21 protein-coding genes and 1 tRNA gene are annotated in these 24,826 nt (G+C 63.0%); 7 read left to right on the top strand and 15 right to left on the bottom strand.

From position 1 onward, the window contains the following. The gene (locus E5221_RS03045) at positions 1 to 684 is read left to right on the top strand and encodes an OmpW family outer membrane protein (RefSeq protein ID WP_061551350.1); all 684 of its coding nucleotides are present in this window, start codon (positions 1 to 3) and stop codon (positions 682 to 684) included. Here E5221_RS03045 and E5221_RS03040 read toward each other — a convergent pair. After that, on the bottom strand, positions 672 to 1,877 hold the full coding sequence (locus tag E5221_RS03040) for an MFS transporter (RefSeq protein ID WP_061551349.1): 1,206 nt from the start codon (positions 1,875 to 1,877) through the stop codon (positions 672 to 674). The two genes, E5221_RS03045 and E5221_RS03040, sit on opposite strands and share 13 nt — an antisense overlap. Positions 1,878 to 1,979: 102 nt before the next feature. On the opposite strand from E5221_RS03040, the gene E5221_RS03035 reads away from it, so the two are divergent. Then, a complete protein-coding gene (locus tag E5221_RS03035) occupies positions 1,980 to 2,423 on the top strand; it encodes a helix-turn-helix domain-containing protein (RefSeq protein ID WP_013970662.1) in 444 nt (147 codons plus the stop codon). A gap of 115 nt (positions 2,424 to 2,538) precedes the next feature. Here E5221_RS03035 and E5221_RS03030 read toward each other — a convergent pair whose 3' ends face one another. Both E5221_RS03030 and E5221_RS03025 read right to left on the bottom strand, forming a co-directional pair. After that, positions 2,539 to 3,471 (bottom strand): NAD-dependent epimerase/dehydratase family protein, encoded by a 933-nt coding sequence (locus E5221_RS03030; RefSeq protein WP_023662675.1) that lies wholly within the window; start codon positions 3,469 to 3,471, stop codon positions 2,539 to 2,541. Then, positions 3,464 to 4,348 carry a sugar nucleotide-binding protein gene (locus E5221_RS03025; RefSeq protein ID WP_024086179.1) on the bottom strand — a complete coding sequence of 295 codons (885 nt, stop codon included), beginning with the start codon at positions 4,346 to 4,348 and terminating at the stop codon, positions 3,464 to 3,466. Before E5221_RS03025 ends, E5221_RS03030 begins: the two co-directional genes overlap by 8 nt. A 264-nt stretch (positions 4,349 to 4,612) precedes the next feature. Here E5221_RS03025 and E5221_RS03020 point away from each other — a divergent pair, with 264 nt between their 5' ends. Further along, positions 4,613 to 5,653 (top strand): TauD/TfdA family dioxygenase, encoded by a 1,041-nt coding sequence (locus tag E5221_RS03020; RefSeq protein WP_102083497.1) that lies wholly within the window; start codon positions 4,613 to 4,615, stop codon positions 5,651 to 5,653. 17 nt (positions 5,654 to 5,670) lie between these two features. Further along, the gene (locus tag E5221_RS03015) at positions 5,671 to 6,465 is read left to right on the top strand and encodes a TSUP family transporter (protein WP_102083498.1); all 795 of its coding nucleotides are present in this window, start codon (positions 5,671 to 5,673) and stop codon (positions 6,463 to 6,465) included. 8 nt (positions 6,466 to 6,473) lie between these two features. Here the strand turns inward: E5221_RS03015 and E5221_RS03010 are convergent, their stop codons facing one another. Next, the gene (locus E5221_RS03010; protein ID WP_025337507.1) at positions 6,474 to 7,283 is read right to left on the bottom strand and encodes a helix-turn-helix transcriptional regulator; all 810 of its coding nucleotides are present in this window, start codon (positions 7,281 to 7,283) and stop codon (positions 6,474 to 6,476) included. Between the two features lie 178 nt (positions 7,284 to 7,461). Between E5221_RS03010 and E5221_RS03005 the strand changes: the two genes are divergently transcribed. Together E5221_RS03005 and E5221_RS03000 are read left to right on the top strand one after the other, a co-directional pair. Then, entirely contained in the window at positions 7,462 to 8,904 is a 1,443-nt protein-coding gene (locus E5221_RS03005) for an alanine/glycine:cation symporter family protein (protein ID WP_013970656.1), read from the top strand. Between the two features lie 71 nt (positions 8,905 to 8,975). After that, entirely contained in the window at positions 8,976 to 9,965 is a 990-nt protein-coding gene (locus E5221_RS03000) for an asparaginase (protein WP_247846837.1), read from the top strand. Positions 9,966 to 10,082: 117 nt separating this feature from the next. Here the strand turns inward: E5221_RS03000 and E5221_RS02995 are convergent. From E5221_RS02995 to E5221_RS02955, 9 genes are all read right to left on the bottom strand, one after another. Further along, a tRNA-Sec gene (locus tag E5221_RS02995) sits at positions 10,083 to 10,178 on the bottom strand. 6 nt (positions 10,179 to 10,184) lie between these two features. Beyond that, entirely contained in the window at positions 10,185 to 12,107 is a 1,923-nt protein-coding gene (selB, locus tag E5221_RS02990; RefSeq protein ID WP_247846836.1) for a selenocysteine-specific translation elongation factor, read from the bottom strand. After that, positions 12,104 to 13,531, bottom strand: a complete 1,428-nt coding sequence (gene selA, locus E5221_RS02985; RefSeq protein ID WP_247846835.1) for an L-seryl-tRNA(Sec) selenium transferase — start codon at positions 13,529 to 13,531, stop codon at positions 12,104 to 12,106. The genes selB and selA overlap by 4 nt, the downstream gene beginning before the upstream one ends. Before the next feature lie 159 nt (positions 13,532 to 13,690). Beyond that, positions 13,691 to 14,611 carry a formate dehydrogenase accessory protein FdhE gene (fdhE, locus tag E5221_RS02980; RefSeq protein ID WP_247846834.1) on the bottom strand — a complete coding sequence of 307 codons (921 nt, stop codon included), beginning with the start codon at positions 14,609 to 14,611 and terminating at the stop codon, positions 13,691 to 13,693. Between the two features lie 4 nt (positions 14,612 to 14,615). Then, on the bottom strand, positions 14,616 to 15,272 hold the full coding sequence (locus E5221_RS02975) for a formate dehydrogenase subunit gamma (protein WP_013970651.1): 657 nt from the start codon (positions 15,270 to 15,272) through the stop codon (positions 14,616 to 14,618). Further along, positions 15,269 to 16,219 (bottom strand): formate dehydrogenase subunit beta, encoded by a 951-nt coding sequence (gene fdxH / locus E5221_RS02970; RefSeq protein WP_061551342.1) that lies wholly within the window; start codon positions 16,217 to 16,219, stop codon positions 15,269 to 15,271. Before fdxH ends, E5221_RS02975 begins: the two co-directional genes overlap by 4 nt. Continuing rightward, the gene (gene fdnG, locus E5221_RS02965) at positions 16,219 to 19,287 is read right to left on the bottom strand and encodes a formate dehydrogenase-N subunit alpha (RefSeq protein ID WP_247846833.1); all 3,069 of its coding nucleotides are present in this window, start codon (positions 19,285 to 19,287) and stop codon (positions 16,219 to 16,221) included. Before fdnG ends, fdxH begins: the two co-directional genes overlap by 1 nt. A gap of 272 nt (positions 19,288 to 19,559) precedes the next feature. Then, on the bottom strand, positions 19,560 to 20,321 hold the full coding sequence (locus tag E5221_RS02960; protein WP_247846832.1) for an SDR family NAD(P)-dependent oxidoreductase: 762 nt from the start codon (positions 20,319 to 20,321) through the stop codon (positions 19,560 to 19,562). Positions 20,322 to 20,342: 21 nt separating this feature from the next. Then, entirely contained in the window at positions 20,343 to 21,128 is a 786-nt protein-coding gene (locus tag E5221_RS02955; protein ID WP_247846831.1) for a TSUP family transporter, read from the bottom strand. Between the two features lie 199 nt (positions 21,129 to 21,327). Here E5221_RS02955 and E5221_RS02950 point away from each other — a divergent pair, with 199 nt between their 5' ends. Continuing rightward, complete coding sequence (locus E5221_RS02950; RefSeq protein WP_061551339.1) at positions 21,328 to 22,710, top strand: PLP-dependent aminotransferase family protein; 1,383 nt, start codon at positions 21,328 to 21,330, stop codon at positions 22,708 to 22,710. Between the two features lie 143 nt (positions 22,711 to 22,853). On the opposite strand, the gene E5221_RS02945 is transcribed toward E5221_RS02950, so the two are convergent. After that, entirely contained in the window at positions 22,854 to 23,396 is a 543-nt protein-coding gene (locus E5221_RS02945) for a single-stranded DNA-binding protein (protein ID WP_013970644.1), read from the bottom strand. A 9-nt stretch (positions 23,397 to 23,405) separates the two neighbouring features. After that, positions 23,406 to 24,800 (bottom strand): MFS transporter, encoded by a 1,395-nt coding sequence (locus E5221_RS02940; protein ID WP_247846830.1) that lies wholly within the window; start codon positions 24,798 to 24,800, stop codon positions 23,406 to 23,408. Positions 24,801 to 24,826 lie beyond the last annotated feature (26 nt).

The following is a 24,826-nucleotide window of genomic DNA, read 5'->3' as shown; positions in this document are numbered from 1 at the left end:
ATGAACAAGTCCTTGCTCAGCGCCGCCCTCGCGGCCCTGGCGCTCGCTGCCCCTGTCGCCAACGCCCACCAGGCAGGCGATATCATCGTCCGCGCAGGTGCCATTACCACTGCTCCCAACGAAAGCAGCGGCGACCTGAAATTCGACGGCAACAAAGTCTCGGGCACCAAGGCGACTCTGGACAGCGACACCCAACTGGGCCTGACCTTCGCCTATATGCTCACCGACCACATCGGCCTGGAGCTGCTGGCAGCCACCCCGTTCAAGCACACCGTCGGCGTCAAAGGTCTGGGCGGCGGCCTGGACGGCAAGCTGGCCGACATCAAGCAACTGCCGCCAACCCTGTCGCTGCAGTACTACCCGATGGAGCCGACTTCCAAGTTCCAGCCGTATGCCGGCGTCGGCATCAACTACACGCTGTTCTTCGATGAAGACCTCAGCAGCACCCGCAAGCAGCAGGGCTTCAGCAACCTGGAGCTGCAGGACTCGGTAGGCTTCGCCGGCCAGCTGGGCATGGACTACATGATCACCGACAACCTGCTGGTCAACGCTTCGGTCTGGTACATCGACATCGACACCAAGGCCAGCGTCGACGGCCCGTCCGCACTGGGCTACAGCAAGACCAAAGTCGACGTCGATGTCGACCCATGGGTGTACATGGTCGGCCTTGGCTACAAGTTCTGACCTGAACACTGCAGGGCGGCTTCGGCCGCCCTCGCGCGTTGCAGCCATAACCAGTACCCCAGCGCGACCGCGCTGATGCCCATCCCGAGCCCACACACCGCTGCCCAACCCCAATGGGCATACACCCAGCTCGCCAGCACTGCCCCCACTCCACTGCCAAGCGAATAGCAGCACATGTAGGCGCCGATCAACCGGCTGGCCATTGCGCCACGCCCCGCCAGCAGCAGGCTCTGGTTGGTGACATGCACCGCCTGCACGGCAAAGTCCAGCATCAGCACACCCAACCCGAAGGCCATCAGTGAATGCCCGACGAAGGCAGTGGGCAGCCATGACAGCACAAGCAGAATCAGCGCTACCCCGGTGGTGCGCTCCCCCAGCCCCTGGTCGGCCAGGCGACCGGCGCGCGCTGCCGCCAATGTGCCGGCAACACCCGCCAGGCCGAATAGACCGATCGCGGTATGGCTCAGCTCCAGTGGCTCGGCACTCAGGGGCATGACCATGGCACTCCAGAGCACGCTGAACGCAGCGAAGATCAACACGCCGAACAACCCGCGCTGACGCAGCAGCCGGTCGTGCCGGTACAGCCTGAACTGGGCAACGATCAGCGCCCGGTAGCCAGACCGCAGCGACACCGGTTGCCCCACGGGCAGGCTGCGCCACAGCACCAGGGCCAGCAGCATCAACAACCCGGCGGTAATCAGGTACACGCTGCGCCAGCCAGCCAGGTCGGCAAGCCCGCCCGAGACCAGCCGCGCCAGCAAAATGCCCAGCACTATGCCGCTGGTGACGGTGCCCACGGCCTGCCCTTGCTGGCCGGGGTCGGCAAGGCTCGCTGCATGCGCCACCATCACCTGCACCATGACCGCCATCAGCCCGGTGATAGCCAGGGCCAGCAGCAATAGCGCCCAGTTGGGCGCCATGCCTACCCCAACCAGCGCCAGGGCCGAGAACAGCAACTGCCCGAGCAGCAGGCGCTTGCGGTCGATCAGGTCACCCAACGGCACGATCAGCAACAACCCCAGGGCGTAGCCCGCCTGGGTCGCGCCAACTACCCAACCGATCTGCTGCTGCGCCACGCCAAGGTCAGCGGCCATCGACTCGAGCAGAGGCTGGGCGAAATACACTGTCGCCACAGCCATGGCGCTGGTAATGGCCAGCAGCAGGGTTATCCAGCGTGTCAGTGCAGGGTTCATCGGGCTGGTCTCGTTAATCTGGTTTCGAATTGAAACCACATGCTGGCTATTTAGCAAATGTGGTTTTAATCTGCAACCGAATGATCACGAAAGGCCCCGTCCATGCTCGATGAAAACAATGCGCAATGCCCCGTAGCCCGGGCGCTTGAGGTACTGGGAGACCGCTGGGCGCTGATGATCCTGCGCGACGCATTCGATGGGCTGCGGCGGTTCAGTGAATTCCAGAAGAACCTGGGGCTGGCGAAGAACATCCTCGCCTCACGGCTGAAGTGGCTAGTGGAGAGTGGGCTGCTGACGCTGCAGCCGGCGTCGGATGGCAGTGCCTACAAGGAGTATGTGCTGACCGAGAAAGGGCGATCGGTGTTCCCGGTGGTGGTTGGCTTGAGGCAGTGGGGGGAGCGGTTTCTGTTCGAGGCGGGCGAGGTGCGTTCGGAGTTGGTGGATAGTGATACGGGGCAGGCGCTGGAAACACTGCAGGTGCGGGCCCGGGATGGGCGGGTGCTGGCGGCAGGGGATTGCCTGCGAAAAGTGGTGCGGCATGAGTGATTCTGGGGCTGCTGCGCAGCCCATCGCCGGCAAGCCAGCTCCCACCGGGACCGCGTTCTCGCTCTTGTGGGAGCGGGCTTGCCGGCGATAGGGGCGCAAAGCGCCCCCAAGAATTTCAGCCCTTACCCAGTAGCCGCGACAAGCCCTCGACCATCGGCGTCGCCTGCGGAAACTCGAACCGCGCCAACAAGCGCTGGTTATCCGCCCGCGAATGGCGAATGTCACCCGAACGTGCCGCCACATAGCTGACCGCCGGCAAGCTACCCACCACCTTCTCAAGCGCTGCCAGCAGCTGGTTAAGCGATGTGGCCTGGTTGAGGCCGATATTCACCGCTCCCTCCTCGACCTGCGGCTGCTCCAGCGCCTGCACCATCACCTGCACCAGGTCGCCCACGTAAAGGAAGTCCCGGGTCTGCTCACCATCACCGAACACGGTAATCGGCAAACCCTGCACAGCACGTTGGGAGAAGATGCTGATCACCCCGGAATACGGCGAGGACGGGTCCTGGCGCGGCCCGAAAATATTGAAGAAGCGGAACACCACCGGCTCCAGGCCATGCTGGCGACGGTAGAAGTCCAGGTACTGCTCACTGGCCAGCTTGTCCACGGCATACGGGGTCAGCGGCGCCTTGGGGGTGTCTTCGGCAATCGACTCGCCTTCACCATTGTTGCCATACACCGCCGCACTGGAGGCGAACAGCACCCGGCGCAGCCCATGCACGCGCATGGCTTCGCACACGTTGAGGGTACCGATGAAATTGCTCTGGTGGGTCCGCACCGGGTCCTCGACCGAGGCCTGCACCGAGGCCACCGCTGCCAGGTGCACCACGGCACTGCAGCCAGCCGTAACCTGCGTAACCAGCTCGGCATCGGCGACATCGCCTTCAACCAGTTCCAGCCGAGGGTGGTCAACCTGCAGGTTGCCCCGCTGGCCAGTGGAGAAATCGTCGAGAATGCGTACGGCGTAGCCTTTCTCCAACAACGCATCGCACAGGTGGGAGCCAATAAAGCCGGCACCGCCGGTGATCAGGATGGGGGCGTCAGCCATGGCGGTAGAACCGGTCCAGTAGAGGCGGCAAGCCGGCGCGCCAGGCGCGCGGCTTGATGCCGAAGGTATGAAGGATTTTCTTGCAGGCCAGTACCGCGTGCTGCGGCTCTTCGCTGGCATCCGGCCGTGCGGCATGTGCCTGCGGCGTCGGCGCCTGCACGGCCAGCTGCCGGTACTGGCCTGCCTCGGCGAGGATCGCCTGGCCCAGCGCCAGCGGCGTGGTCGCTTCGTTGCCGGCGTAATGGTAGGTGCCCCACAGCGGCGCACTGCAATCGAGTTGTTTGAGCACCGACAGAATCACCCGGGCGGCGTCGTCGACCGGCGTAGGGTTGCCACGCCGGTCATCGGCCAGCAGCAGCTCCTGGGGTTGCTCGGCGCGGGTCAGGAAGCGGCCCAACGCCCCGTCGATGCTTTCGTCGAGCAGCCAACCAAAGCGCAACAGCACGTGTTGCGGGCAAGCCGCGCGAACGCTCTGCTCGATGCGCCACAGGGCCTGGCCACGCAGGCCCAGCGGTACCGGCTCGTCCTTTTCGCTGTAGGCCGTGGCCCGAGAACCATCGAACACCCGGTAGCTGGACGGCTGAACCAGGGTGATCTGGTGGTGCTGGCACAGCTCTGCCAACCGCTCCACAGCCCGCTCCTGCTGGGCCAGGCGCTGCTCACTGACCGACTCGGCCTGGAACCAGTCGAAGTAATAGGCCAGGTTGACCAGTGCATCGGGACGATGATCGTCGAGCAGCTGGGTGAGGCTGGCCGGCGTCCAGCCGTTCTCGGGCGGACGCGGAGCCAGGAATGCGATGTCCTCCTCGGCCCCAAGACGAATCAGCGCTTGCCCGAGGGCATTGCCACCACCCAACAGCATTAGGCGCATACGCATAGAGTCAGCAGATCCGGAGAGGTTGATTGAAGGAAAGGGGTCATTTTGCGGTTTCCGGGCGGGGAAGTCCAACACCGGACCCGTTCGATGCCACAGGCGGTACTGAATTCAAAGTTCCACCTTTCAATACCGCAACACGCAGAAATCTCCTACGACATACCAGGAACGAGCTGACTTCCGCGCAACAGCACAACCGCATTGAATAGTTGACTCCCCCACTTGCCAGCCGGGGAGCTTCTCAAAAACAAGTACAGGGAGCGTTCAATGCCTCGTTCGGAAGTTGCATACCTGGATTTCAGCCCGGAGCAAAGCAAAGCCATAGCCTTTGCAAGCCAGACCATTGCTGACTTGGGTGGCCCGGAGGCCAAAGGAGTAGCACTTCAGGCTCGTATATTCGCCGATCAACTCGAGCAAGCCTTGAGTGAGGAACAGCGTGCGCTGTTACAACGCTTCAGTGAGGGCCAGCTATCTGCCTTGATGTACAGGCAGATGCCTTGTGCCAACGAGCCAATACCAGAGTACCTGCCCGACATTTCCGCCCTGGCGCAAAACCCTCGCTGCCAATACCTTGCCTCACGCAATCAACTGCTGCTGGAGCTCGTTCGCCACCGCAGTTTCGCCTTCGATATAGATAACGAGGGTAAGCAGGTTCGCCTGGTAGGCAACTTCAAGGGCGGTGGCCGCATTCCGCGACTCGACGAAGATCCCTGCCTTAAAGTTGAAACCAGCTCGCATGCGGGCTTGCGCTTGGGGCCGCACACTGAAGCGCCCTACAACTGCTCGACAATTTCCAGCACCGCTCACTCCCCTGCTCCCTCTGCACTGATTCTGACTGCGCGCTGGAACCCCGCCAATGAACCTACGCATGTCTTCCCGCTCCGGGGAATCATTGAACGCCTGGGTAGCCTGGACACACTTGCGCTGACTTCAACGTCCTTCGATTTCACCCGCAGTGACTGCTTCGCTCACGGACAGGGCAATGCAGGCAAAGCAGTTTCAATGCTGCAATTCGAGCCCAATGGTGGTTTTTCTGTTCGTTACAACAGCTATCGCTTCAGCCTGAATGACCGCGCCTGCAGCGCAGCGGCGCGCGCTTTCGACGCCTTTCAGAAAGCACTGGATAACGCACGACCACTGGCGTTTGTCCTGCAGCCTGACAGCGCATTGTTGATCAACAACAGCCGAGCCTTGCACGGCCGCGACATGGTCCAGGACAACCGGCGGCTGCTCATCCGTCAATTCGGATACTCCCCCTTCGCAGTACCGTTGGTGCTCGCTGAAGACCCGCTGCTGGTGCGTGGCTGATCCCAGGAGAACACCCAATGATCGAATTCGACGTAACGCTTGTTCTGACCCTCGCACTGGTGGCACTGATGGCCGGCTTTTTCGATGCCATCGCCGGTGGCGGGGGCCTGATCACGCTCCCGGTGTTGTTCATTGCCGGTATCGAACCCTTGGCGGCAATTGCCACCAACAAGTTCCAGGCGGCTTCGGCTACGGTTTCGGCTACGTGCGCCTTCGCCCGCAAAGGCATGATCGACTGGAGACAAGGCAGTCCAATGGCTGTCATGTCGTTTATCGGAGGGGCGTTGGGTGCCTTGTCGATAACTTACGTGCCCAAAAGCGTTCTGCAGGCGTGCGTTCCACCTCTGCTGATCCTGATAGCCGCCTACTTTGCCTTCAGTCCAAAGCCGAATGAACGAGCGCGCAAGGCAAAGATATCGACCAGCCTGTTCTGCATTACGGTTGCACCAATCATTGGCTTTTATGACGGGATCTTCGGCCCTGGCGTCGGCTCGTTCTTCATGCTGGCCTGCGTGATCCTCTTGGGCCAGCACTTGATACAAGCCGTGTGCACCAGCAAGCTATTGAACGCAGCCTGTAATCTGGGCGCGTTGTCAGTCTTTTCACTGAGCGGGGCGATCATCTGGCCGCTGGCACTGGCAATGGCATTCGCTGCTTTTGTGGGGGCTCAACTGGGCGCACGCTGCGCAGTACACTTTGGCCCCCGTCTGATCAAGCCATTGCTGGTCTGTGTTTGCTGCATCATGGCAATCAAGTTGCTGCTCGACCCAGGTAACCCTGTTGGCGAGTGGTTACATCAACTTGTTCTGTGAAAAAAGCATCACTCGATTTCGAACAGACTGTTACGCAACGGCCCCACGCTAAGGCGCTCACGCACATCGTCATCTATGCGTGGGTCATCCGGCTGGTACAGTTTTACCTGCCGGTAGACATTGATGCGATTGATCTCCTCTCCCAGGTAGTCCCACACAACCCGAGTGCAGGCCGGGTTTCGCCGGTCTCCGCTGGATACGCCGGCCTTCAGGCCGTTGAGCCGGGTAATGCGGCTTTTGAAACTGGGGATGAGGATAGTCTGGCTCATCTCGTTGAACGTCAGCGACTCGTAATCGACCAGGAACATCCGGTCCTGCAGCTGGAACGCCGCTCCCAGATAGCGACAACGCACCTCGGCATGGGGGTTGGTGGCGCTGGAACGCTCCTGGCGTTCCTGGCGTTCGAAAAGGAACTGCCCGCGCTCCTCCCACAGGTGCACCAATGACACCAGGACCGTACCCGGAACCGACATGCAGTTGGAATATTCCAGGTAGTAACCGCAATAGCGCGACAGGTTCCCCGCATGGGCGTGCAACGGGCGGAACAGATCACTGATCGGGTCGCCAGGCTGCTCGGCCGGGGTCGACACGCGGGCACCGATCAGGCGGCTGAACTGCTCGGGTGGCAAATGCAATTCGTAATCTTCTACCCCGAAGAAATCGCCGATGCGCTTGAGGTTGTAGGCCGTCGGGCGGCTTTGCCCACTCAGGTACTTGTTGAACTGCGCGCGGTTGATCGACAGCTGGCGGCAAACTTCGGAGATAGAGCGGTAGTGGCTGCAGGCCAGTTTGAGGTTGGTAGCGAAATGATCGCTCATGACTCGGGACTCAGGTGACGCGAATGGCGCAATTGTAGCATCAAGTTGCACCAAATCAGAGCAACCCGCGAAATTGTAACCGCTCTTGTCATAGCCAACCATGCGCCCCACGAATAGCGGTGCGCCTGCCGTCCGCTGATCTTTCCACACGAACAATAAGAATCGAGGTCATTTTCCAATGCTCGAAGTACTCAACGATTTCCTCTCGGGGAAACTTCTCATTGTGCTGATCGTAGGGCTGGGTAGCTACTTCACTATCCGCTCCCGGTTCGTCCAGTTCCGCCACTTCGGCCACATGTTCGGTGTGTTCAAGGAATCGCTGCGTGGCCAGGCAGGCCAGCTGAGCTCCTTCCAGGCCCTGATGCTGAGCCTGGCTGGCCGCGTTGGTGCCGGTAACATCGCCGGTGTCGGCATTGCCGTGACCCTGGGTGGCCCAGGCGCCGTGTTCTGGATGTGGGTCACCGCACTGGTGGGTATGTCCAGCAGCTTCTTCGAATGCACCCTGGCCCAGGTCTACAAGCGCGCCGATGGCGACGGCCTGTACCGTGGTGGCCCGGCGTACTACATCCAGCACGGCCTGAAGCTGAAAAGCATGGCCATCGTCTTCTCGGTCCTGCTGCTGGTCACCTACGGCTTCGCTTTCATCGGCCTGCAGTCGTACACCGTAACTCACTCGCTGCAGAACGCCTTCGCCTTCGACCCTAAGCACACCGGCATCGTCCTCGCCGTGCTGCTGGCCATCACCTTCATCGGCGGCATCAAGCGCATCGCCGCGGTGTCGGACCTGCTGGTACCGGTCAAGACCCTGGCGTACATCGGCGTGACCCTGTACGTGATCGGCACCCAGATCGAGCACGTGCCAGCCATGCTGGAAACCATCTTCAAGAGTGCCTTCGGCCTCGACCCGGCGTTCGGCGGCCTGCTCGGCAGCGCCATCGTCATGGGCGTGAAGCGTGGTGTGTTCGCCAACGAAGCGGGCCTGGGCAGTGCGCCAAACGTCGCAGCCGTGGCCGCCGTGAAACACCCGGGTGCGCAGGGCGTTGTCCAGGCATTCAGCGTGTTCCTCGACACCTTCGTGATCTGCACCTGCACCGCGCTGCTGATCCTGTTGTCGGGCTTCTACACCCCGGGCTTCGAAGGTGACGGCATCGTCCTGACCCAGAACTCGCTAGCCGCCGTGGTCGGTGACTGGGGCCGCGTGTTCGTCAGCGTGGCACTGTCGCTGTTCGTGTTCACCTGCATCCTCTACAACTACTACCTGGGCGAGAACAGCCTGCAATTCCTCAGCCGCAATCGTGTGGTACTGATGGTATTCCGTGGCCTGGTACTGGCGCTGGTTGTATGGGGCTCGTTGCAGGACCTGTCGACTGTGTTCGCCTTTGCCGATATCACCATGACCTGCCTGGCCTTCGTCAACCTGGTAGCCCTGGCCCTGCTGTTCAAGGTCGGCCTGCGGGTGATGCGCGACTACGATGACCAGCGCAAGGCGGGCGTCGACCAACCGGTGTTCGACTCGGCCAAGTTTGCCGACCTGGACCTGGATCGCAATGCCTGGCCTGCCAATCCGCAGGCGGAAACAGCCACTGACAAAGCAGTCGGCGAAGTCCAGACTCAACGCTGATATTCTCCCCTGCCAGCCGCCCCGTCCGTGGGCGGCTTACCTTCTTCCGCTCACCGCTACGGATACTTCCCATGCGAGCAGTAAAGAATCTCCTCGTGCTCTATACCGGGGGCACCATCGGCATGCTCGAAACCCCCGAAGGCCTGGCGCCCGCCGGTGGCTTCGAAGCACGCATGCGCGAACACTTTGCCCAGTTGGCCGATGCACCCCAGGTGCAATGGACCTTGCAGGAACTGAACCCGCTGCTCGACAGCGCCAACATGCAACAGCACAACTGGCTGGCGATGCGCGATGCAATCGTTGCAGCGGTAGAGGTAGCTGGCCATGATGGCGTGCTCGTGCTGCATGGCACCGACAGCCTGGCCTACAGCGCCGCGGCGTTGTCGTTCCTGCTGCTGGGCCTTCCGGTGCCAGTGCTGCTGACCGGCTCGATGCTGCCGGCAGGTAGCGCGGACAGCGACGCCTGGGGCAACTTGTGCGGCGCACTGCGCCAGTTCGAACAAGGGCTGGAAGATGGCGTACAACTGTACTTCCATGGGCAGCTGCTGCATGGCTGCCGGGCGTCGAAGCTGCGCAGCGAGGCGTTCGATGCCTTTGCCGCGCTGCCGCGCCATCGTGACAGTGAGCGCGCAACGGCGATCCCTGCCGAGCTTGGCTACAAGCACCCGCGCCAGCCGGTCAACCTGGCGGTAGTGCCGGTGTTCCCGGGCCTGCAGGCCGGGCATTTGCAGGCACTGCTGGGCAGCGGCGTGCAGGGTTTGCTGCTGGAATGCTACGGCAGCGGAACCGGGCCGTCGGATGACCAGGCGTTACTGGATGTGCTGAGCGCGGCACGCCAGCGGGGTGTGATGCTGGCAGCTATCAGCCAGTGCCCTGAGGGGTCGGTGATGTTCGATACCTATGCGGCGGGTAACCGCTTGCGCGGGGCCGGGCTGGTCAGTGGCGGGGGCATGACCCGGGAGGCGGCGCTGGCCAAGATGGTTGCGTTGCTGGGGGCCGGGCTGGATGTCGAAACGGCAGAGCGGTGGTTTGCCCTGGACCTGTGTGGGGAACGGGCCTGAGTGTTGCCTGGTCTGGCCCTATCGCCGGCAAGCCAGCTCCCACAGGGATAACACGATCTGTGGAGTACCTGTGGGAGCTGGCTTGCCGGCGATAGGGCCCTGACAGGCAAAAGAAAATGGCGGAAGGCAGCGGGAGTCGAACCTGCCCGGGAACGGCTGCCGTCCCCAACCGGGTTTGAAGCCCGGCCGCGCCACCGGGCGCGATTGCCTTCCTTGAACTCAGTGCCTGGCCTGCTGCTGGGCCAGGGCGCTGTCGGCGCGAATGTGACGCTGATCGGCCACCCTCCGGGTCAGGCCGATGCGGTCGAAGTACTCCAGAATCTGCACACTGCGCTTGCGACCGATGCCCAACATATCGCGAAACGCGGCAACCTGCACTATCGGCGTTTCACTGGCCTGCCCCAGCAGCAGCTCTGCCATGCGCTGTAGCGTCGCCTCGGGGTAGAACAGGTCGCGCACCACCTGGTGCACCAGGCCCAACCGGGCCAGCTTGCGCAGCAACAGGCGCACATCGGCTTCGGCACAATTTTCCTCGCTCGCCAGCGTCCGGACCCAGGGCGGATCGTATTGCCCCGCCAGCAACTTCGGTTGCAGACTCGCCCATAATGCACTGTCGGCTTCGCTCAACTGCACCTTGTGATCGGGCAGGTGCAGCCAAGGCCCGCTGCTGGCAATGGCGCCGTCTTCGAGCAACTCATCCAGCAGGCTGACAAAAGCGGGCCGCTCCAGCGGCAAGGCAGCAAAGCGGCGCAGGCGGTCGCGGTCCGGGCCGAGCTGGTCGGGCTCCTGTTCATGGAACCGCGCCAGCTGCTCCAGCACCTGGCGCTTGAGCGCCTGCCACCGGGCACTGGCAAACAGCAGTTGGCCCTGCCGCGTAGCCACCACCAGCACATCTTCCGGCAACTGCCAGGTTTCGCGCAGGCGATTGAACTGCCGTTCCAGACGTTGCGGGTCGATACCCCCGGGTGCGCTGGCAAGCAGTGCCGGCAAGGCCTGCTCCAGGTCCTCGGCATCACGCAGCACCTGCAATTGGCGCAGGCGCTCATCACTGCGACGCTGACGGCTTGGCGCGAACGGATCGAGTACCTTGCCGCCCCCCAGTGTGCGCTGGGCACGCTGATCGCGCAGCACCAAGCGGTCGCCGTGTACCGCCTGCAGCGGCGCGTTGAGCAGCAACTGGGCGAACATGCGCTGGCCTGCCACCAAGGTTTCACCCTCGAGCAAGGCTACCCGGGCCGTTACATCCTGGGTGCCCAGGTGCACGTGCACAGCGCTGAAATGCTCGAAGGTACGGGTCTCGCCAGGCAATAGGTTCAACTCGATATCCACCCGCACGCTAGGCGCATGCAGCCACTCGGGCACCAGCCAGTCCCCCCGGCGCACCTGCTCCACCGCCAGGCGTTCGGCAGCAATGTTCAGTGCCACCCGCTGGCCCGCTTCGGCCACCAGTGCGGCCTGGTTCTGCGCATGCAGGCCACGCACCCGCACCGGTTTGCCGGCCTTGCCCAGTAACAAGGTGTCACCGGCACTGACCCGCCCGGCCAGCGCCGTGCCCGTGACCACCACACCCGCACCGGTAACGGCAAAGGCGCGGTCGACGGCCAGGCGGAAACCGCCGCGCACGCTGCGCTGGCACACGCGCTGTTGCGCGGCCAGCAAGGCCTGGCGCAAGGCATCGATACCTTCGCCGGTCACACTGGACAACGGAAACTGCCGCGCACCGGCATATGGGCCCGGCGCCAGAAGTTCGCTGACCTGTGCCTGCACTTCGGCCAGGCGGGCCGGCTCTACACGGTCGCATTTGCTGATCGCCACCAGGGCTTGTGGGATGCCCAGCAACTCGATGATCGCCAGGTGCTCGCGGGTTTGAGGCATCACCCCGTCGTCGGCCGCGACTACCAGCAGCACCAGATCGATGCCATGGGCGCCGGCCAGCATGTTGTGGATAAAGCGCTCGTGACCGGGCACGTCGATGAAGCCGGTCAGCGCTGCGCCCTCGGTCAACGCCGCATAGCGATAGCCAAGGTCGATGGTCATGCCACGGGCGCGCTCCTCCTGGCGCTGGTCACCGGCCTGGCCGGTCAGGGCCTGGAGCAGTGCGGTCTTGCCGTGGTCGATGTGGCCGGCGGTACCAACGATCACTGTACCGGCCCTAATTGCAGGGCGGGCAACTGAGCCAGCCACTGGGCCTCGTCATCCAGTTGGCGCAGGTCCAGCCACAGGGCGTCATCGTCGATTCGGCCGAGCACTGGCACGGGCAGACCGCGCAAGGCGCGCTCCAGTACATGCAGGCTGCGCCCGCGCAACTTCTTCGACACCTGCGGGCGCAGGCACAATGCCGCGCTTGGCAGGCGGGCCACCGGTTGGCTGCCACTGCCAATCATGCCCAACGCCGGCTCCACACTGACCGCCCATTGCTCGCCGAGGCGGGCTTTGATTTCAGGGGCCAGGCGCTCGGCCTGGGCCTGGATTTCTGCCTGGCTGCGGGTCAGCAGGCGCAAGCTGGGCAGGCGCTCGGCCAGGCGGTCGGGGTTGCGGTACAACGCCAGCACCGCTTCGAGTGCGGCAAGGGTGATCTTGTCGACCCGCAGCGCGCGCTTGAGCGGGTTCTTCTTGATTCTGGCGATTAGCTCCTTGCGCCCGACGATGATTCCGGCTTGCGGCCCGCCCAGCAGTTTGTCGCCGCTGAAGGTGACGATATCGGCGCCGTCAGCAAGGGCCTGACGCACAGTAGGCTCGGCGGGCAGGCCCCAGCGGGTAAGGTCAAGCAGGCTGCCGCTGCCAAGGTCTTCGAGCAACGGCAAGTCATGTTGGTGGGCGATACGCGCCAGCTCGGCGGTGGGCACCTGGGTAGTGAAGCCCTGAATGCTGTAGTTGCTGCAATGCACCCGCATCAGCAGGCCCGTACGCGGGCTGATGGCGGCCTCGTAGTCACGGGCGTGGGTGCGGTTGGTGGTGCCGACTTCGTGCAGCTTCACGCCGGCGCGGGCCATGATGTCGGGGATGCGGAAGGCACCGCCGATCTCGATCAGTTCACCGCGGGAGATGATCCCCTCCTTGCGCGCACCCAGGCTGTTGAGCGCCAGCAGCACGGCGGCGGCGTTGTTGTTGACCACGGTGACGGCTTCGGCGCCTGTCAGCTCGCGGATCAGGCCCTCGATCAGGTCGTCACGGTCGCCGCGCTTGCCGGTGGCCAGGTCGAACTCAAGGTTGAGCGGGTAGCGGGCGGCGGTCTGCATGGCCTCGATGGCCTCCTCTGGCAACAGTGCGCGGCCGAGGTTGGTGTGCAACACGGTGCCGGTGAGGTTGAACACTCGGCGGACCTGGCTGCGTTGCTGGGTGGCCAAGCGTTCGCCAGTGCGGCCCAGCAGGACTTCAGCGGCCAGTTCGGCGGTGCTGAGCTGGCCGGTGCGGGCGGGGTCGCGCAGATCGTCGAGCAGTTGCCGCAGGGTGGCGAGGACCGCGTCGCGACCGTGGCGGTCGATCAGCGGGAGGCAGGCTGGGTGGCGCAAAAGGGTGTCGATGGAGGGCAGGCGTGGGGTGTCGCTGGCTAGGCTGGAGGACATGCGGTACTACCTTGGACTGATCCGTTGTCTGTACTGGCCTCTTCGCGGGTAAACCCGCGCCTACAAGGGCCGCGCAAGCCTCAAAAGCTGCGCGGGCCCTGTGGGAGCGAGTTTACCCGCGAAGAAGGCGACTCGGTCTTACAGTGTAGACACTCTCCATTACCCGGGTGCGAGCATCAGGTTCGGTGCCAACCGATGGAAGCCCTCCTCGTCCAGGCGAATGTCCAGTGCCAGGCTGGCCAGGTCATCGGCCAGCGGCTCGGCCGCCGCATCGTTTTCCAGGTAGTTCTGCTTCAGGTAGCTCTCGCACTCCGGGCAGCACTCCGCCCGTAGCGGCGCCTTGCCCGGCGCATGGCGGTCATCGTCAAGGCTGGTATAGCGCAGGTCCTTGCTCGACTCGCAGTACACGCATTTGACCCGCACCACATGCCATTCGCAGGCACACAGCGAACAAGCCAGGTAGCGCAGGCCATTGTGCTTGCCGCGGTTGCGCACCACCCCGGCCATCGCCGGCGAACCGCAGGCCGGGCACTGGGCCAGGCTGTCGGCGGGCTTGAGCTCTGGCGCGGGCAGCGCCAGCAACCAGCTGGACCAGGCCGCCTGCAAGGCCGCACCAATGAACGGCACCAGCGCCGCAGGCACGGCATCGTACTGACCGGCAAGCAAGGCGATGCCCCAACCCTTGCGTTGACAGTCGTCACTGCTGCGCAGAACTTGCAGCGCCTCCCCTAATGGAACGCTGGCCTGCGGATTGAAGTGCTCGAGCAAGGCCTGCAACCAGACCAGCCACGGCCCTTCACGCACCAGGCTGTCCGCCGCCAGTGGCGGCAAACCATGACTTGTGCACAGGCGCTGACGCTCCTCTGCCACCGGCATGCCAGCGGGCGGGTTATCCACAAGCTGCTGCTGGATACGGCACAAACGAGCCACCAGCTTCAGGTATTCGCCAAGGGCATTGCCCTCGGCCAGCTGCTCCAGGCGCGCGGCGCGCAGTTCGAACAGGTTGGCGGGGGGCAGGTGCAGAAACGGCGGCATCACTGCCGACGCTTCGATCTGCCCGGGTTCGAGTATCGTGCTCAAGCGCTCATCCTTCTTTTCGTCCGTGATTGCCCGGCGTCTTGTCACCAGTCACTTCGCGGTACCACAACTCATGGTGCTTGCGCGCCCAGGCGCGGCTGACCCAGCCATGCAGCATGGCGCCGATCGAGCCCTTGATCCAGATACCGGCGTAGATGTGCACGATGATGCTGAGGATCAGCACGAACGCCGCCAGGGCGTGGAGCAGCGCAGACAGGCGAATGACCTCGATGCCGAACAAATGGCTGAAGTATGCGCGCCAGATCACCACGCCGCTGACCAGCAGAACCAGCATGCACACCAGCAGGGTCCAGAACAACAGCTTCTGCCCGGCGTTGTACTTGCCGATCGGTGGCACACCCTCCTCCTTGTTGAGCATCACCCGGTCCACCCGGCGCAGCCACAGTCGGTCATTGGCAGTGATGAAATTGGCGCGCCAGAAACGCAGCACCAGGCCGAGGAAGAACACGAACATCGCCACCCCGAGGAAGGGGTGCAGGATGCGTGTCCACGGGCCACCGCCGAACAGGTTGCTGAGCCAGAACAGCGCCGGATGGAACAGCGCCAGCCCCGACAGGCCAGCCAGGATGAACAGGATCGCGACGACCCAGTGGTTACTGCGCTCGTTGGCGTTGTAGCGCAGGATGGGTTTGTTGTCGTTCATGGTCGCTGCTCCCCTTGCCCACCGGGCTTGGTCGGATCATAGACATGGACCGACGGGTCCACCTGGTGCACGCTTTCATCCGCGGGTGTCGGGTGTTCGTCCTCCTCCACCCGCTGTGGCCCCACCCGCACATAGTGGAAGAACCCTGCCAGCACCGCAGCCCCCATGGCCAGCAGCGCCAGCGGCTTGGTAAAGCCCTTCCACAGCCCCACCAGCGGGCTGATCACCGGCTGGTCCGGCAGGCCGGCGTACAGCTTCGGCGTGTCGGCATGGTGCAGCACATACATCACGTGGGTGCCACCGACGCCGTCCGGGTCGTACAGCCCAGCCTTGTCGTAGCCTCGCGACTTGAGATCGACGATGCGCTCGGCAGCATGCACCTTCATCTCATCCTTGGTGCCGAACACGATCGCCCCGGTCGGGCAGGTTTTCACACAGGCCGGCTCCAGGCCCACGGTCACGCGGTCGGAACACAGGGTGCACTTGTACGCCTTGTGGTCCTTCTGCGAAATACGCGGGATATTGAACGGGCAACCGGTGATGCAGTAGCCACAACCGATGCAGTGGTCCTGGTTGAAGTCGACGATGCCGTTGGCGTGCTTGATGATCGCTCCCGGGCTCGGGCACGCCTTCAGGCAACCTGGCTCGGCGCAGTGCATGCAGCCATCCTTGCGAATCAGCCACTCCAGGTTGCCGTCGTCGCGCTCGTGCTCGGTGAAGCGCATCAGGGTCCAGGTCTCGGCGGTGAGGTCCTGGGGGTTGTCGTAGGTGCCGTAGTTGTGGCCGACCTCGTCACGCAGTTCGTTCCACTCCGAACACGCCACCTGGCAAGCCTTGCAGCCGATGCACTTGGTGGTGTCGATCAGCTTGGCGACTTCCTGCTGCTGGCGTACCGAAGGCGGTACGGTGGTGGTGGCCGAGCGGGCGATGATGTCTTGGCTGGCCATCAGAGTTTCTCCACTTTGACGAGGAACGACTTGGACTCTGGCGTCTGGGTATTGCCGTCACCCAGGAAAGGCACCAGGGTGTTGGTCAGGTAGCCATGCCGCGTAGCCCCGGTGAAGCCCCAGTGCAGCGGGATGCCGATCTGGTGCACGGTCTGGTTGTTGACCTGGAGCGGGCGAATCCGCTTGGTCACTACCGCCACCGCATCGATGTGCCCGCGCTTGCTCGATACCCGCACCCGGTCACCGGCCTTGATACCTTTCTCGTTGGCCAGCACCTCGCCGATTTCGACGAACTGCTCGGGCTGGGCAATGGCGTTAAGCCGGCAATGCTTGCTCCAGAAGTGGAAGTGCTCGGTCAGCCTGTACGTGGTCGCCGCGTACGGGAACTCGTCGTGCTTGCCGAGGGTGTCCCACACCGAGTCGAACACCCGCCCGGCCGGGTTGCTGGTGGCCTTCTTGTTCTGCGGGTGCAGCGGGTTGATGCCAATCGGCGTCTCGAACGGCTCGTAGTGCTCGGGGAACGGGCCTTCGGCCATCTTGTCGATGGCAAAGAACCGCGCCACGCCTTCGGGGTTCATGATGAATGGGTTCATCCCCGCCTCGGGCGGCGAGTCGACCTTGAAGTCGGGCACATCGGTCCCGGTCCAGGCCTTGCCGTTCCACCACACCAGGCGCTTCTTCTCCGGGTCCCACGGCTTGCCTTGCGGGTCGCTGGAGGCACGGTTGTAGAGGATGCGGCGGTTGGCCGGCCAGGCCCAGGCCCAGTTCTGCACTTGGTGCATGCCGTACGGGTCGCTGTTGTCACGGCGAGCCATCTGGTTACCCTGCTCGGTCCAGCTGCCGGAGAAGATCCAGCAACCGGACGCAGTGCTGCCGTCGTCCTTGAGCTGGCCAAAGCCCGCCAGTTGCTGGCCGGCCTTGAGCACTGCGCCAGTCGGATCGGTGACGTCCGTCACCGCCCAGCCGTTCATTTCCTTGGCCAGCTCCTCCGGGGATGGCTCTTCAGGGACCTTGTATGGCCAGCTGATGTTCATCAGCGCGTCAGGATAGGCGCCGCCTTCGGCCTGGTAGCGTCGGCGCAGGCGCAGGAACAGCTCGCTCATGATGTGAACGTCGGTGCGGGTCTCGCCCGGGCCGTCGGCGCCCTTCCAGTGCCACTGCAGCCAGCGGCTGCTGTTGACCAGCGAGCCGTCTTCCTCGGCAAAGCAGGTAGTGGGCAGGCGGATCACTTCGGTCTGGATGTTGGCCGTGTCGACATCGTTGAACGGCCCGGCGTTGCGCCAGAACTCCGAGGTCTCGGTGGCCAGCGGGTCCATGATCACCAGCCACTTGAGTTTGCTCAGGGCGGCAGTGACACGGTTCTTGTCCGGCAGCGCGGCAATCGGGTTGAAACCTTGGCACATGTAGCCGTTTACCTTGCCCTGGCTCATCATCTCGAACATGCGCAGCACGTCGTAGGCCGGCACATCAAGCTTGGGCAGCCAGTCGTAGCCCCAGTTGTTCTCCGCCGTGGCATTGGCGCCGTACCACGCCTTCATCAGGCTGACATGGAACTTGCCGTAGTTCTGCCAGTACGACAGTTGGCCAGGACACAGTGGCTTGGAGGCGCGCTTGTCGATATAGGCGGCATAGTCCTGCTCGGCATCGCCGGCAAGGGTCAAGTAACCCGGCAACGAGTTGGACAGCAGGCCGAGGTCGGTCAGGCCCTGGATGTTGGAGTGCCCGCGCAAGGCGTTGACCCCGCCACCTGGCATGCCGACGTTACCCAGCAGTAACTGCACCATGGCCGCACTGCGGATGATCTGCGCACCGATCGAGTGCTGCGTCCAGCCCAGCGCGTAGAGGATCGTCATGGTTTTGCCCGGTACCGAGCAGGTGGCGATCTCTTCCCAGATCTTCAACATGGCGTCCTGCGGCATGCCACAGGTCATGCTTGCCAGTTCCGGTGTATAGCGGCTGTAGTGCTGCTTCATCAGCTGGAACACGCAGCGCGGGTGCTGCAGCGTCGGGTCAACCTTGGCAAAGCCGTCTGCACCCAGCTCGTAACCCCAGCCGGACTTGTCGGAATACACGCGCTTGGCCTCGTCGTACCCGCTGAACAGGCCATCCTCGAAGCCATAGTTCTCTTTGACGATGAACGACACGTCGGTGTAGTTGCGCACGTACTCGTGCTGGATCTTGTCATTGCTCAGCAAGTAATTGATCAACCCGCCCATGAAGGCGATGTCGGTACCGGTACGAATCGGTGCGTAGTAGTCGGCCACCGAAGCGGTACGGGTAAACCGCGGGTCGACCACGATCAGCCGCGCCTTGTTGTGCGCCTTGGCCTCGGTCACCCACTTGAAGCCGCACGGATGCGCTTCTGCTGCGTTGCCACCCATCACCAGGACCAGATTCGCATTGGCGATATCGGACCAGTGGTTGGTCATGGCGCCACGGCCGTACGTCGGGGCAAGACTTGCCACCGTCGGGCCATGTCAGACACGAGCCTGGTTATCGAACCCCAGCATGCCTGTTGCGCGGATGACCTTGTGGGTCAGGTAGCCGGCCTCGCTGGAGGCGGCGGAAGCAGCAAGAAAACCGGTGGTAAGCCAGCGGTTGACCGTTTGCCCCTGGGCGTTCTTTTCGATGAAGTTGGCGTCGCGGTCCTGCTTCATCAGGTCGGCGACGCGATCGAGCGCCTCGTCCCAGCTGACCCGCACCCACTCCTTGCTGCCCGGCTTGCGTACCTCGGGGAACTGCAGGCGGCTCGGGCTGTGGATGAAGTCCAGCAAGCCGGCGCCTTTCGGGCAGAGGGTGCCGCGGTTGACCGGGTGGTCGGCGTCACCTTCGATATGGATGATGTTCTGTTTGACGTTCTTGCCCGCATCGCCCTGGCTGTACATGATCAGGCCGCAGCCGACCGAGCAGTAGGGGCAGGTGTTACGGGTTTCTTTGGTATGCGCCAGCTTGAAGTGACGCACCTGCTCGGCGAATGCTGGTGTCGGGGCCATGCCCAACGCCGCAAGGCTCGAGCCTCCAAGGCCGACGGCGGCGACCTTGAAGAACTGCCGACGGTTCAGGTCCATCGTGCACTCCTGATCAGGTGGTGGACGCACGGAACATGGCCGGCGCCTCTTGGTAGTCACGGTGGCGGCCAATTGATGGCCGCCGACAGTTAAGACTAGCCAAGAATCGAGAAGGTGCGATGACATGGGTCAGCAGAAGGCGCTGTGCTGCCTGATTCGCGGGTGAACCCGCTCCCACAGTTACTGCCCATGCCCGAAGCAGGGCGCTATTCCTGTGGGAGCGAGCGTGCCCGCGAACACCGGCAACGCCGGTGCCATCCACCACCGGCCGATCAGCAAAGCGGCAGGTTGCGCACCACGTTCAGCGCCGCACTGCTCTGGGCCACCGGCATGATCTCGATGGTATTGATGTTCACATGCGCCGGCTGCTCGGCAATCCAGGCCACCGTGGCCGCGATGTCCTCGGGCAGGATGGCCTCCACGTCCCGATACAGCGCCTGCACGGCATCCAGATCACCGTTCAGGCGCACCACCGAGAAATCGGTCCCCGAGCACAGCCCAGGCTCGATGTTGCTCACTCGAACGCGGGTGCCCGCCAGATCGGCGCGCAGGTTGAGGCTGAACTGGCGAACGAAGGCCTTGCTGGCGCCATACACGTTACCGCCCGGGTAGGGATAGGTGCCGGCGATCGAGCCGATATTGATGATCATGCCGCTGTCAGCTTCCACCATCTGCGGCAGGATCTTGTGGGTGACCATGGCCAGGCCAGTGATGTTGGTGTCGATCATCCGCTGCCAGTTCTCCGCACTACTGGCCTGGGCACGGTCCACGCCCAGCGCCAGCCCGGCATTATTGACCAGCAGGTCGACCTGCAGTGACGCATCAGTAATCTGCTCGACCGCCTTCTCGAGCGACACCGGGTCGGTGACATCCAGCGCCAGCGGAATGAAATTGACGCCCAGCTCGGCGGCCAGCGCTTGCAGCTTGTCCATGCGCCGGGCGCCACCGATCACGCGGTAGCCTTTGCCGATCAAGGTACGGCAGATGGCGCGGCCAAAGCCCGAGGAGGCGCCGGTTACGAATGCGGTTTCCATCAGTTGTCTCCTATGGAAGGGTCAGGCCAGGTACTTCACGCCCAGACTGGTGAACAGGCAGAGCATCGAGAACACCAGCGCCTTGCGCACCACTTCGTTGCCCTTGCGCAGGGCCATTGCGCTGCCCAGGTGGTTACCGAGGATGTTGCAGGCCACCAGCGGCAACGCCAACAGGTAGGCGACCTTGCCGGCAATGACGAAGGCCACCAAAGCGCCGATGTTGGATGCGAAGTTGAAGGTTTTTGAATTGGCCGAACTGGAGACCAGATCCATACGCAGCAGGTAGTGGAACGCGATGATGTACATGCTGCCGGTACCCGGGCCGAAGAAGCCGTCGTAGAAGCCGATGGCCAGGCAGGTCAGCGGCACCACGGTGAAGAGCATGCGCGATGACAGTTCGCGCTCCTCGACCAAGCGGTCCTTGGGGGTGAGGAAGATGAGGATGCCGAAGGGGATCAGCGCCAGGATGATCTTGCCCACAGCTTCCTGGGAGATCGAGACGATCAGGTACGCTCCCAGGTAGGCACCGAGCAACGAGAATGGCACGCCGACCAGCGCCACCTGCCAGACCATCTTGCTGTTGGCCAGGAAGTTGCGAATGGCCGCCAGTGTGCCAAGGGTACTGACCAGTTTTTCCTGGCCGAGGGCAACCTGCGGTGGCATGCCGACCAGCAGAAAGCCCGGCACCAGGAACAACCCGCCGCCACCGGCAATGCTGTCTACGAAGCCGGCAACGAAAGCGATAGCCCCAAGCATGAGCACCGCCAGCAACCAGTGTTCCGCCCAGAAAGCGCCCAGAATTTCCATAGCGAAGTCCATCCAGTGGAGTTTTCTGCCAAGCACAACGCAAGTGTGCATGTCCCAATCAGCGCGATGATTGTAATTACAAAAATTGAATCGATGCAATATCGAATTAAATCGACTCAATGGCGAAGATTGCCATCATTACCCGCATCCTGGCTTTCATGTTAGGCTGCGCGCAATTGCAGAATCTGGTGCCATTTCCATGTGGGTCCCTCAATACGGCGATCAAACCCAGCCGGTTTACCTGATGATCGCTAATGCCCTTGAACAGGACATCGAAAGTGGTCGGCTTGCAGCAGGCGATCGTTTGCCCACCCTCAAAGACCTTGCCGAGGCACTGAATGTAACCCCCGGCACCGTTGGAAGAGCCTACGACGAAGCCGCCAAGCGCGGCCTGGTGGTTGGAGAGGTAGGCCGTGGCACATTTGTCAGGCAGTTGCGACAGCGGTTATCCGCCCCGTCGGTGCCTACACCAGTTACTGGCGAAAGCAGCCAGATCGATCTCTCGATCATCAAACCCAACGACGCCCACATGAGTGAGTGGCTGGGTGCAGCCATCAGCGAGCTGGCCACCTCTGCGGACCTGGGACAGGTACTCGACTATGTGACAGAAGGTGGTCACACCTCCCACAAACAAGCAGGTGCAGACTGGATTCGGCGCTGGCTGCCTGGCGCGCGCTGGCAACAAGTTGTACTGACCTCTGGCGCCCAGCATGGACTATTGGTGGCCATAAGCAGCCTGTCGAAGAGCGACGATGTGGTGCTGTGCGAATCGTTCTGCTACCCAGGCATCATCTCCCTGGCCCACAGCATGGGCCGACGCCTGCGTGGCGTGGCCATGGACGAGCATGGCCTTATTCCCGAGGCATTGCGCGCGGCCTGCCTGGAGCATCGCCCTTCCCTGCTGGTGTGTGTCACCACCCACCAGAACCCCACCAACTCAATCATGCCCCACGCACGGCGCCAGGCCATCGCAGAGATCGCCCGCGAGTTCGACCTGTTCATCGTCGATGACGATATCTACGGCTTCCTTGAACCCGCACCGGATTACCAGCCACTGGCGGCGTACGCGCCAGAACGTTCGGTGTATCTCACCAGCCTGTCCAAAAGTGTGCTGCCGGCGCTGCGTATCGGTTACCTGTACGCCCCACCGCAAACCCTCTCGCGGCTATCGTCGATGGTACGCAGCAGCGTCTGGATGCCATCGCCGTTGATGGCACAACTGGCCAGCAACCTGATCAACAGCGGCATGGCCGACCAGTTGGTGCGAGAACAACAGGAAGAGGCTGCCGCGCGCCAGCAAATGGCCCAGGAGATCCTTGGCAAGTACAAGATCCGCAGCCAGCCCAACAGCTTCCACATCTGGCTGGAGTTGCCCGAGCCGTGGACCAGCGACGAATTCGCCAACCTGGCGCGTAACAACGGCGTCACTGTAGTCAGTGGCAGCCAGTTCCTGCCAGAGCGCAGCCACGCCAGCTGCGGCGTGCGCATCGCCTTGATGGCCCCCAGCCGTCAGGAGTTGGGCTTTGCCCTGACCAAGCTGGTCAGCCTGCTGGACTCGCCGGAGCCACGGTTGTTCTATTGATCAGGCTCGCTACTGGAGTGGCAGTCGGTACCAATTCATTCTCGGGCAAACCCGCCCACAAAAAGGTACGCGGCACCGCCCATAAAAAAACCCAGGGCAACTGCCCTGGGTTTCTGGTCTTGCCAGACGCCTAACCGTTCTGATCAGAACGGAATATCGTCATCGAAGCTGTCGAAGTCAGCCGCCGGCTGCGGGGCTGGCTGCTGCGGGGCCGGGCGCTGAGGAGCCTGTTGCGGGCGCGGGGCCTGCTGGCGTGGGGCCTGGTTGTACTGCTGCGGCTGGCCGCCACCGTAGTTGCCGCCACCCTGGTTGTACGGGTCACCGCCCTGCTGCTGGTTCTGCGGACGACCGCCGAGCAGCTGCATGGTGCCGTTGATGTCGACGATGATCTCGGTGGTGTAGCGCTTGATGCCGTCTTTTTCCCACTCGCGGGTCTGCAGCTTGCCTTCGATGTAGCACTGCGAACCTTTGCGCAGATATTCGCCGGCGATTTCGGCAACCTTGCCGAACAGCGACACACGGTGCCACTCGGTACGCTCGACCTTCTGGCCCGACTGCTTGTCGGTCCACTGCTCGCTGGTAGCCAGGCTCAGGTTGGTCACGGCGTTACCGTTGGGCAGGTAGCGGACTTCGGGATCCTGGCCACAGGTGCCGACCAGAATGACTTTGTTAACCCCACGGGCCATAACGTTCTCCTAGGCTTCGCACGCCGAAGAGGCCGGGTTCACCAGGCGCTCGAGGGTCGTACGGTCCAAAATTTTCGTATCCAGTTTGATATAGATGGCGGCTTCTTCCGCCACCACGACGGCGTCGGTCACACCCGGTACAGCCATCAGGCGCTCGGTCAGGCCGGCTTCCCGGACTGCCTCTGGCGTCAGTGGCATGCGCAGGCTGGTCACATAGGGCGGCTCGTTCATGCGCAAGGCGACGACCAACCAGATGGCACACAGTACCGCACAACCGAGGAACACCATGTTCAGCCCGCCGTGCTGGAACAACCAGCCACCAAGGATTCCTCCCAGGGCAGCGCCAAGGAACTGGCTGGTGGAGTAGACCCCCATTGCCGTCCCCTTGCCACCTGCAGGCGACACCTTGCTCACCAGCGAAGGCAGCGATGCCTCCAGCAGGTTGAATGCAGTAAAGAATACCACGGTGCCGATCACCAGTCCGCGCAAACCGTCAGCCCACTGCCAGAAGAACACCTCCACCAGCAGCAACACACTGACCGCCCCGGCCAGCACGCGTTTCATCTTGCGCTTTTTTTCGCCATAGATGATGAACGGGACCATTGCAAAAAATGAGATGAACAACGCGGTCAGGTATACCCACCAGTGCTGCTCCTTCAGCAGGCCGCCGCGCTCGACAAAGGCCAGTGGCAATGCGACGAAGCTGGCCATGAGGATGGCGTGGAGGATGAAGATGCCCACATCCAGGCGCAGAAGGTCCGGATGGCGCAGGGTCGGGCCGATGGCCTGGCGCGCCACACCCGACTCACGGTGCTGCAGGATGCTGTGGGTATTGGGCACCACAAAGGCGATCAGCAGGATGCCGACCAGGGCAAGTCCTGCCGTGGCGAGGAACAATCCTGACAAGCCAAAGGCACGAGTCAGCAATGGGCCGACGACCATGGCGACGGCAAACGAAAGGCCGATGCTCATGCCGATCATGGCCATGGCCTTGGTCCGATGCTGCTCGCGGGTGAGGTCGGACAGCAGCGCCATGACCGCAGCGGAAATCGCCCCGGCCCCCTGCAGGATACGCCCGGCAATCACACCCCAGATGGAGTCGGCCTGGGCCGCCAATACACTGCCCAGGGCAAAGATGACCAGCCCCAGGTAAATCACAGGCCGGCGGCCGATGCGATCGGAAATGATCCCGAACGGGATCTGCAATACGGCCTGGGTCAGGCCATAGGCACCAATGGCCAGGCCGATCAGCGCAGGCGTGGCACCGGCCAGGTCCATGCCGTAGGTGGCCAGCACCGGCAAGACCATGAACATGCCCAGCATACGAAAGGCAAAGACCAGGGCCAGGCCGCCAGCGGCGCGGGTTTCGCCGCCACTCATACGCTCGTTGTGGGTGTCGTGCATGGATTAACCTCGTGTGAACCGGCGGC

Source organism: Pseudomonas sp. A2, from assembly GCF_023100865.1.
In the GTDB taxonomy this organism is placed as follows: domain Bacteria; phylum Pseudomonadota; class Gammaproteobacteria; order Pseudomonadales; family Pseudomonadaceae; genus Aquipseudomonas; species Aquipseudomonas asiatica.
The sequence above is the reverse complement of the archived record's forward strand: the minus strand, read 5'-3'. Positions and strand labels throughout refer to the sequence as shown.